Origin of the sequence: Ornithinibacillus contaminans (assembly GCF_001038425.2) — a bacterium.
Lineage (GTDB): Bacteria > Bacillota > Bacilli > Bacillales > Amphibacillaceae > Ornithinibacillus > Ornithinibacillus contaminans.
This window is the reverse complement of the sequence record NZ_LDPV02000027.1, coordinates 1-10,072: the sequence shown is the minus strand read 5'-3', so window position 1 is coordinate 10,072 and position 10,072 is coordinate 1. Positions and strand designations below refer to the sequence as shown.

8 protein-coding genes are annotated in these 10,072 nt (G+C 35.5%); 3 read left to right on the top strand and 5 right to left on the bottom strand.

Annotated elements, in window-relative coordinates:
* Positions 1–31: 31 nt before the first annotated feature.
* Entirely contained in the window at positions 32–787 is a 756-nt protein-coding gene (locus tag JF53_RS06790) for a helix-turn-helix domain-containing protein (RefSeq protein ID WP_053351188.1), read from the bottom strand.
* Between the two features lie 251 nt (positions 788–1,038).
* Between JF53_RS06790 and JF53_RS06785 the strand changes: the two genes are divergently transcribed.
* Positions 1,039–1,278, top strand: a complete 240-nt coding sequence (locus JF53_RS06785; protein WP_047982052.1) for a 4Fe-4S dicluster domain-containing protein — start codon at positions 1,039–1,041, stop codon at positions 1,276–1,278.
* Positions 1,279–1,318: 40 nt separating this feature from the next.
* Here JF53_RS06785 and JF53_RS06780 read toward each other — a convergent pair whose 3' ends face one another.
* Positions 1,319–1,591, bottom strand: a complete 273-nt coding sequence (locus JF53_RS06780) for an acylphosphatase (RefSeq protein ID WP_236686920.1) — start codon at positions 1,589–1,591, stop codon at positions 1,319–1,321.
* A 137-nt stretch (positions 1,592–1,728) separates the two neighbouring features.
* On the opposite strand from JF53_RS06780, the gene JF53_RS06775 reads away from it, so the two are divergent.
* A complete protein-coding gene (locus JF53_RS06775; RefSeq protein ID WP_047982050.1) occupies positions 1,729–3,264 on the top strand; it encodes an FAD-dependent oxidoreductase in 1,536 nt (511 codons plus the stop codon).
* Between the two features lie 36 nt (positions 3,265–3,300).
* Here the strand turns inward: JF53_RS06775 and JF53_RS06770 are convergent, their stop codons facing one another.
* Positions 3,301–4,179 carry a LysR family transcriptional regulator gene (locus JF53_RS06770; RefSeq protein WP_047982049.1) on the bottom strand — a complete coding sequence of 293 codons (879 nt, stop codon included), beginning with the start codon at positions 4,177–4,179 and terminating at the stop codon, positions 3,301–3,303.
* Positions 4,180–4,289: 110 nt separating this feature from the next.
* On the opposite strand from JF53_RS06770, the gene JF53_RS06765 reads away from it, so the two are divergent.
* Positions 4,290–5,354, top strand: coding sequence for a citrate/2-methylcitrate synthase (locus JF53_RS06765; RefSeq protein ID WP_047982048.1), 1,065 nt, complete (start codon positions 4,290–4,292; stop codon positions 5,352–5,354).
* Positions 5,355–5,792: 438 nt separating this feature from the next.
* On the opposite strand, the gene xerS is transcribed toward JF53_RS06765, so the two are convergent.
* Positions 5,793–6,863: a tyrosine recombinase XerS gene (gene xerS, locus JF53_RS06760; RefSeq protein ID WP_047982047.1), complete on the bottom strand. Its 1,071-nt coding sequence runs from the start codon at positions 6,861–6,863 to the stop codon at positions 5,793–5,795.
* A 470-nt stretch (positions 6,864–7,333) separates the two neighbouring features.
* Entirely contained in the window at positions 7,334–9,940 is a 2,607-nt protein-coding gene (locus tag JF53_RS06755) for a DEAD/DEAH box helicase family protein (protein WP_047982046.1), read from the bottom strand.
* Positions 9,941–10,072 lie beyond the last annotated feature (132 nt).

Here is a 10,072-nt window from a genome sequence, read left to right as displayed (position 1 = left end):
CGACTCACACCTAATGCTTCACATAGTATGGTTATTTTGAACCCCTTTTTTTCGAGCTTTTTGATTGTTTGGTACTCTGCCTCATACCGCGTTTGCGTAACATCAACTCTCTTTCCACTTCTTCTAACTTTTTTAGCGCAGCGTTCTCTGTTTCAAGGTACTCATTTCGTGCTTTTAATGCTGCAATTTCTGTTCGTAACTTTTCTTCATCTGTTTGGATCTTGTCTGGCTTTCCGTGGCCTCGTCCATCTACCAGTCCATCAGGACCATGCGCTTTGTACTTTTGAACCCATGAGTAAATATTATTATAAGAAACCTGATATTTTTCAGCTGTGTCTTTATAAGATAAGTTATTGGCTAAACATGCTTTGACAATCTCAACTTTTTCTTCATGCGTCACTTTTCTACTTTTCATTGTATACACCTCGGGTTTTGGAGAATAAGTTTTTAATTCCTCCCCCTCAGTATACTTGATGATCCAATTTCGAACAGTACTATCATTCGGAATACCATACTTGCGAGCTAACTGTATGAAAGGTGTGCCTTGTTCGATGCGTTCTTTAACGATCAAGTCCTTAAACTCTTTACTATATTTATTATTTCTCCTCTTCGTTTGAATGCCTCTAATCCCCTGTTCTTGGTATCTCAGCACTTTTTTATTAAATACCGATTTACTTAACAGCAGACCCTTCTTTTCACTTAACTCCCGATAGCTCCATCCTTCATCAAGGTACATTTGAATATATCTTTCAAGTTCATCAACAGAATGTTTACTATTAGAACGCATAAAAAACTCCCCCTAAAGTAGTTTTGTTTTTTTGGTGTCTACTTTAGGGGGAGCATATCAGATCCTTTGTGATCGGTTTTATTTTTTACATAAGAGTTGCTAGAATGATGCAATAGCACTATTAGTATGAAATTAAATAAAAAAGGCGATTCTATATGTAATTACTTGAACTAATAAGCTGGTTTTGTAGTATAATTACTATATTATGGCATAAATACTGATAGTAACCGATAGATAAAGGAGGGTCTTACATGGCTTTTGTCATTACATCGCCTTGTAAAACAGAAAAGGCAGGAGAATGTGTTGAAGTCTGCCCAGTGGATTGTATAGAAGAAGGTAAAGATATGTTTTATATAGATCCAGACATTTGCATCGACTGTGGTGCATGTGAAGCAGTTTGCCCCGTGCAAGCAATCTACATGGAAGATGAAGTTCCTGAGGAAGAAAATGAATATATTCTATTAAATCGAAAGTTTTTTGAGGATAGATAAATAAAAATCGCTACCTAATAGTATTTGAGGTAGCGATTTTTTATTTAATGTCAAATGTATCAAATGCTGTTTGCTGTGAATTACTTGTAGTGATTGATAATTGATCAACTCGAATAAATGGGGTGAAGCCTGATGTCAAATCACGCACAAAGGATTCCACATTCTCTTCTGTTCCTTCAATTTCTAGTTCAACTGTTCCATCATCTAAATTTCTGACCCATCCACAGATACCATGAATTCGAGCGTTGTTTTTAGCTGCGTAACGAAAGCCAACCCCTTGCACACGACCATGAACGACAATATGCGCTCGCATCAAATCACTCCTTTCATTACCAATTTTTATCATCCATACCAATAATAATAAACCGTGTTGGAAATACTACTATATAGTAATTTCATTATGACATAAAAACAGGCTTGTTGCAGTAAATCAGTAAAGGAGTAAATGACATGACAGATTCAAAAGAAATGCCTCAATTCCCGGAACCATACTGGAGAGAATCAATAGACTTTCCCAGTTTCCCTAAACTAGAAGAAAAAATAAAAGTAGATGTCGGAATTGTTGGAGGTGGTATTGTCGGCGTGACCGCAGCATACCTATTATCGAAACAAAATTTAACGGTAGCACTTATTGATGCTGGCGTTATTTTGAACGGAACTACTGGACACACCACAGCAAAAATTACAGCACAACATGGGCTAATCTATGATGAATTGATGAAGCACTTTGGTGAAGACAAGGCAAAGCTCTATTATGAAGCACAAATAGAGGCAAAGCAGCTAATTGAAAAGCATATGGATGAACATAACATTGATTGTGATTATGAGACACAGGATGCTGTTATTTACACCAATTCGGATGACTACATAACAAAACTTGAAAACGAGAAAACAGCCTATGATCAACTGGGAATCGAAGGGGATTTGATTGATAAGATACCATTAGATATCCCACATAAAAAAGCATTAATGATGAAGAACCAAGCACAATTTCACCCTTTAAAATACCTGAAAGTCCTTGCAGAAGAAAGCATAAAGAACGGTGCTCAATTTTACGAAAATACGACCGCAATTGACGTCGAATATAACAAACACCCAGCAATTATAACGAGGGATGGCCACCGGATTATATGTCGCTATGTTTTTGTTGCTTCTCATTTTCCATTTTACGATGGGCAAGGCTTCTATCCTACACGAATGTATGCTGAAAGATCCTATGTATTAGCAGCTAAAGCAGCAAAAAAGTACCCTAGAGGAATGTACATTTCAGCAGAGGAACCCACACGTTCATTACGCTCCATTACGGTTAATGGAGAAGAATTATGGCTTGTCGCTGGCGAAAATCATAAAACCGGTCAGGGAAAAGCAACACTAGAACATTATCAAGCATTACAAGATTTCGCAGAAAAGCATCTTGATGTACAAGCATATGCGTATCGTTGGTCTGCCCAGGATTTAACTACGTTAGATAAAGTGCCTTTTGTTGGAAGAATATCAGCAGAAGAGGAGGCGGTTTTTGTTGCAACTGGCTTTCGCAAGTGGGGGATGACAAATGGTACCATTGCGGCAAAGATAATTTCAGATAAAATCGTAGGGAACGACAGTCCTTATGAAGAATTATATACGCCATCCCGTTTCCAAGCAGACCCTTCCATACGAAAATTCATGCGCATTAACGCGGATGTAGCAAAGCATTTAATTAAAGGTAAGCTCGAATTTACCGATAATCGCATTCAAGATTTAGCTGCAGATGATGCAACCGTTGTCAGATTGAACGGGAGACGTGCAGGAGTTTATAAAGATAAAAACGAAACATTACATGCGATTGATTCCACCTGTACACATATGGGCTGTGAAGTAGAATGGAATTCAGGTGAGAGAACCTGGGATTGCCCGTGTCACGGATCCAGGTTTTCCTACACTGGGGATGTTATAGAGGGACCAGCGAAACGCCCACTAGAGAGAATTGATATTGAAAAGGGATAATGCTATAACTTTAAAAAGTGTCCTATAGGACACTTTTTAGCTGTAATGGAAGTTATTGATAAATCGAGCAAACTCATCATCGTAGTTATTTTGATTCTTACACACAAGATACATACTAGCGGTTGGCAATTCCATGAATCCGACCGGAACCTCAAGCAATCTACCTTCTAGAATTTCCCTATTGATAATAGATTTCGGCAAAAAACTAACCCCGATTCCTTCTAGTACAAATCGTTTCGTTATGTGAGATTGATTAACCACCATCGTTTGTAAATGAGGAATTCGGGTCTGAAGCTGATTCTTCAACATATTCCAGTACACAGGATGATTATCTGTAAATACAATATTCGTTTCTAAAATCTCTAATGCATCTAATACTGGTCCCGATTCCGAATCATACCCATCGTGCTTCATCACCAAGGAGACTTCTTCTTCATGAAAAGCAACACTATTAACAAGACTTGAACCAGGAAGACAAGATAATCCAATATCTACTGCACCATTTTCAATTTGCTCAGAGATAAGACTAGATTCCATCACACGGATGGTGAACTCCACTTCTGGGTGATCATTACGATATCGGTAAAGAATCGTAGGTAAAATGGTGTCCGCTAGCAATGGTGATATAGCAATCCGCAACAGTCTATGGTAACCCTGCTTAAATTGGTTCATACGCTGTATGCTTTTCGTATATTGAGAGATTATTTCTTTTGCTTCCTGGTAAAACAATCTACCAAACTCTGTTAGAACAATGTTTCTACCATCCTTGCTAAATAGTTTATCTCCAAGTTCTTTTTCCAATTGTCTAATCTGGAAGGTAACTGCAGGCTGGGTAATAAACAGTTTTTCTGCAACTTCGCGGAAATTTTCGTATTCTGCTGCTAACAAAAACGTTTTTAATAGACGAGTATCCAAACGAACACCTCTTTAATAAGTATTATTTATTATTATAGTAAAAATAATTAAATTTTAATAATCATTTAAATGCTATATGATATACAAAAAGGGAGAAGAGGGGTAAATGTATGTTCCAACCGGGATTAAAAGGCGTAACAGCTGTGGAGACGAAATTAAGCCATATCGATGGACAGCGTGGCGTTTTAACGTACCGTGGAATTCCTGTTCAAGAATTAGTAAACTCTTATACATTTGAAGAGGTCGCGTATTTTTTATTGTATGAGAGGTTTCCAACTCAAACAGAAATAACGGCATTCGAAACAGCATTAAAAAAGAGTCGTTACTTGCCAGCATATAAGCTAACTATTTTAGAGCAGTTGCCAGATGAAATGGAACTTATGGATGTACTCCGAACAATAGTATCTGCATCTTTACCTAACGAAGATGACACCAAGACAGCAATACAATTAATCGCCATCATACCGATCATCATTGCATACCGTTACCGAAAACAGACAAAAATGCCAATTATCGAACCAAACTCAGCCTTGAATCATGTTGAAAATTTCCTATATATGATTAATGAAGATCACAACTCAACTCACGCGAAAATATTAGAAACCTATATGATCTTAACAATGGAACATAGCTTAAATGCATCAACATTTGCTGCCAGAGTGACCATTTCAACCAAAAGTGATTTAATAGCAGCCATTACAAGTGCTTTAGGCGCAATGAAGGGTCCATTACATGGTGGAGCACCATCTGGTGTCATTGAACTGTTAGAGGAAATCAAAACAGAAGATACAATAAGTGAAATTATTCACAAGAAATTAGAGAACAAAGAACGGATAATGGGATTTGGTCATCGAGTCTATAAAACTACCGATCCACGTGCAGAAGCATTGAAAATGACGATTATGAAGCTGGATAATTTACCAGATTGGATGTCATTAGCAATTAAAACAGAACAAGAAACGATAAAAATACTAAAAGAAAATAAACCAAATTACCAGTTGTATACAAATGTAGAATATTATGCAGCAGCCATCATGAAAACATTAGAGCTGGATCCTAAATTATTTACACCAATATTTAGTGCTAGTCGAATCGTTGGCTGGTGTGCACACGCAATTGAACAAACGAATAACAATACAATATTTAGACCAACTGCAATGTATGTTGGAAAATAATCATTGTAACGCTATAAAATTTATTTAAGTCTATTTTATAGCGTTTTTTTGTTTTGTCTCACTATCATAAGTATACTTGTATTCTGAGACTAACTTTACAACATTTCATATAACTTCCCATAATAAGTATTATGTCAACTAGTAAATTTCTTTAACATTAACGATGTCAAATGCTTTTAAGAATAGCTGACCAGTGACACAAAAATACTTAACGAAATGACACAACTATACTGAATCAGTACTTTTATTATATTACTTCCCCTTTTCAGGGTATTCGTTATGCTAAAATTTATATATCTTTTACTAAAAACATTAAATCAACTTGAATTTTGTCTAATTTAGTGACACAAATTTACTTAATGAGCTGCTTTATGTTCTTTTTTTGACTAAAACAAATCAGTTAGTGACACAAAAATACTGAAACCCTTTTATGTCTAACTAGTTGTCTGCTTTATTAACCGCACTTCTCATTTCTTCATTAGTTAGATGTGTATAGATCATAGTTGTTTGTATCGATGAATGGCCCAACTGTCTTCTTAATTTAGGTACATCATTGTTTTCAAAGTGATATCTAGTTGCAAATGAGTGTCTTAATTTATGTACAGATAAGGCTGGTTTACCAAATGCTTTTGCATATTTTTCAATTATTTTTTCAATAGAACGTCCTGTTAGTCTTCTGGACGTATCTTTAGGACCCATAGATGATGCAATGAATAGAGCTTTAAAGTTTTTGCTAACCTGGTATTTTACTTCTCGCACAGATATGTATTCCTTTAAGTCTATACTTGCTTGCTCACTGAAATATACATATTGTTCTTTGTTTCCTTTTCTTATAACTCTAACAGTATTTTTTTGCCAATCAATATCGTCAATATCAATATTAACTACTTCAGAAAGTCTTAGTCCTGATCCAAGTATTAATGATACTATTGCAGTGTCTCTCTCACGGTTTTTCTCGTGAAAGTTAAAGAGCTTTTTGTTATCCTTGTGTACCAATCCGTAATCACTGGCAACAAATTGACGAAACTGTTCATATTCATCACCTCGTAATATTTTACCTTCTATACGGTTAGCTAAAGTTTCTTGATCTTCTTTTACATCATTTAATTCAATTTTCGCCATAACATTTCGTTGAATATAGGGCTCCAAGTCATTTGTTTCTGCTACATTTTGTAGGTAATGGAATAAGGATCGTAATGCAGACAATTTCCGATTAATAGTAAGTGGAGTGTTCCCTAGTTTATACTCTAAAAAGGATAAAAAGTCTTCTATTTGTTGCACTGTAAGCTTTTCAAGTACATTAAGAGGTATATCTACTATTTTCCCCCTAAAATACCCCTCTGCTAATAACCAGTCAAAGAATATAATATAATCATGACAATAATTTAAAAGGGAAGCTGCAGATAATTTCCTTCGCTTTTTATCAATAAATTCACCAACATACCATGGTAGTTCTTTTACTTTTTCTTCAATTCTTGCATATAAATGTTGCTTTTTATCTTTACTCAAATAGCTCACCCCTCACCTATATTTTAATTCTACATATATTACTTCGTCAAATTTATATTTTACGTAATAATATAGTTTATTCTCCTTTCCTTTGTATAATTGACAATTAACACAAATTTGTTGCTTTTCATTAAAAAATTGTATTCCGTTTACTGTACTTTCCCAACTATTAATGCTATTAATCAAATAACTAATAGCAAGAGATTACTCTGTTATTAGTAATTAAAAACTTTTATAGCTTCTGTTGCAGATTATTCGTCCAAATTGTATGTTTTTATATGTCTAATTTAATTCTCTAGTTTTGTCCACTACGTTCTGGTGAAATAAAAGAACTGGTTTTATAAATTTTATTTGTCTCCCTTCGAATTCTGTCTAATCGATTCCAAACTGAGTTAAAATTAAGTTCATAACGTTCAAACAGAAAAGGTCGCCAATAAAGACGACTTTTCTGGACGGTGCCTCATTATTTATTAATACCGTTCCAATTCATCAAGGGGGGTTGTTTTAAGAAACTCTTCTATATCTCGGTAAGTCAATCTTTCCTTAGTAATAGTATTACCGATATGCTCCTTATGGAATAAACTCGGTTCACCATCCTTCGCTAAAACTGAACGAATAGCCCTTAACACATTCGTTGCTTTTAACGCTATTTCTCTAACATCAGATGTGTTTATGTGGAATAAGCCTCTTGATTGAGGCAAAGCGTCCCTGCGAATCATACTTTTGTGGCTTATCATGACAGCATCGACTGTTCCTTCTTCTGGGAAAGGAACATTTTCCCTAATCCATTTTTTATGCCCATCTGTCTGCCTGCAAGCATCACTGTATACAGGATCACCTTGGTCTTCTTCTGTCTTTGCTTCAAATCCAAAGAACTTATCTCTTAAGTACCAAACTCCATCTGGAACTGTATCCCCTTTTGGAAGGACAACCTCAAAACCAAGTATTCTGCCTAGATGCTCCAATCCTTGTTCAAACTTTTTGGCGTCATCGTTGTTAATCAGATCCAACAACTTCTTCATATTTTTTTCAAACATAACTCCGAATAACCCTAGATTATTCAACACCATTTCAATGTTATCTGTTTGTATCGCAAGGTAAGGGTCAATTCGTGGAACGTCTTTTTCCGTAGGAACGGTGTGAATCAAATCAGCTAACCATGAAATACCGTTGGACATTCTTAATGCAGATGAATAATAATTCCTGTCTAAATTTGGGTCTATCGGAATCATTGTTTTAGCTAAGAATGCTGTATTACCAGCGATGTAATACCACCAAGCACGATAACCCTCAAGTTCCTTACCACCACTCAATTTTTCTAGTATTAATTTTGCTTTCTCAAGAGCTCTATCTAGTTCCATTTTCCATAACGCATAAGTAAAATCAATTTCGTTTTCAACATTAAGTGTTAGTTTTTGAACCTCAGCCTTAGTTTTTTTCTCATATTCCTCTCGAATTTCCGTCACTGCATCATTAATAGCAGTAAAGTATTCTTTATCGGTTATGAAGTCATTCATAAAACCGACCATCTCTTCAACTGATTCAATTTTCCCCGAGTTACTAAGCCCAAACTCAATTTCTGCTTGAATTTCCGGGTGAAATCCTATTAAATTCTCTCGCTTAGAACAAAATTTCAATAGATTAGGATCTAGCATAATAACATTTGCAAAGTCATCATTTGAACGTGTGCATCTTCCAAGTGCCTGCGTAATCCTGGTTTTCACTAACTCACTCAACACAGCATTCGCATTTAATCTATTCCACAAAAATCCTTCTTGTAAGTTTGTAGCCTCAGGCATCCCAAACACAATTTGTAAGCGACAAGTATCCCCGGATAAATCTATCCCATCATATCTATTGGTTAGCACAAGCACGACCTTTTCCTTTGATGAAAATGGCTCCAAACTGTCTTCTATGGCTGATGAATCCAATATTGTATATTCTGGTAATTGTTGTTCCATCTTTGAAATAAAAAACTGAGCAGTACGGTTGTCCGGACATAGAACTAACGCCCTTCCTTGATTACGAATTGTACCAAACGCCACTTTCATGGCATCATCTGGATTAAAAATTCTATTTGGAAAAAGAATTAATCTCCTTCCATTACTATATTTATCCCATCCCTTAGGAATAGGTATCTTACTAATTTTCCTTATCCCTGAAATTCTTTCAAGCTCTCCTCCTTCTCCGAGTGTTGCTGACATATATATTCTCTGATTCGCATCACTAAATGCAGAGTGAGTTTTTGTAGGTGGGACTAGTGGTTTTATATTAATTTCTCCCCAGGAAAAGAACATTTGACACGCTTCCAAGTTTCCATTTATTTTTGACCATGGGTGTTTGGCATTACCGTATTCAGTGATATTTGTTTCAAGCAATTGTATCAATTGAGGTAGTTTTTCAAGATATTTTGGATAGGGAATAAGATCATAAATCGGCTTATAATGTTCGTTATCACCACTCATTATTCTCGTATAATTGTAATCTGAAATATCTTCCTTGAATAATTCAATAATGCTCTCAAAAACTTCCTTATTATCTTTTCTTTTTATCTCTACTGTCCATAATGATGAAATGTAATTTTCTGCTGAGTGAGCATCGTCCAACAGTATGGTATTTGCATCATCCATTTTAAAAGGGTTTGTGTTAAAAACAGCACTATATGTAGTAATGCCAACGGATTTGCTAGTTACATAATTTCCGTACTCTTCCTCTGAATATTCCTTCTGCGGGCCAATAAGCAGGCTTGCTGGCAAACCATATTCCTTTGCCTTAGAATAAACTTGTTTTGCTAATTGTTTAGTTGGACATAAGTAGAGTACACGTTCTTGATGGCACCTTCTCCTGTATTCGGCAATTAATAATCCGATAAGAGTTTTACCTGTCCCCGTTGGTAGTTCAATAGCGACATCTGGATTTGTTTTAAACTTATTATAATATTCCCGTAAAATATCAGCTTGTTGGGACCATAAGCCTTTTATGTTTGGTATTTGTAATTCCCTAAAAATCGATTCTGGGTCTTTTTCAACAGTCTTCACAATCTTTGGTTTAACAAATTCGAATTTCTTTCTCTCCATAACAATTCCCCCTTTTTAATTTTTGTACATTTCTCAACTGGTAATCCCTAATTTTTTATTTCTATGCAATAATATGTTATCGAAATATGGAATCGGATACAACTTATTTAGATATTTTAAGTAGAGTACGTG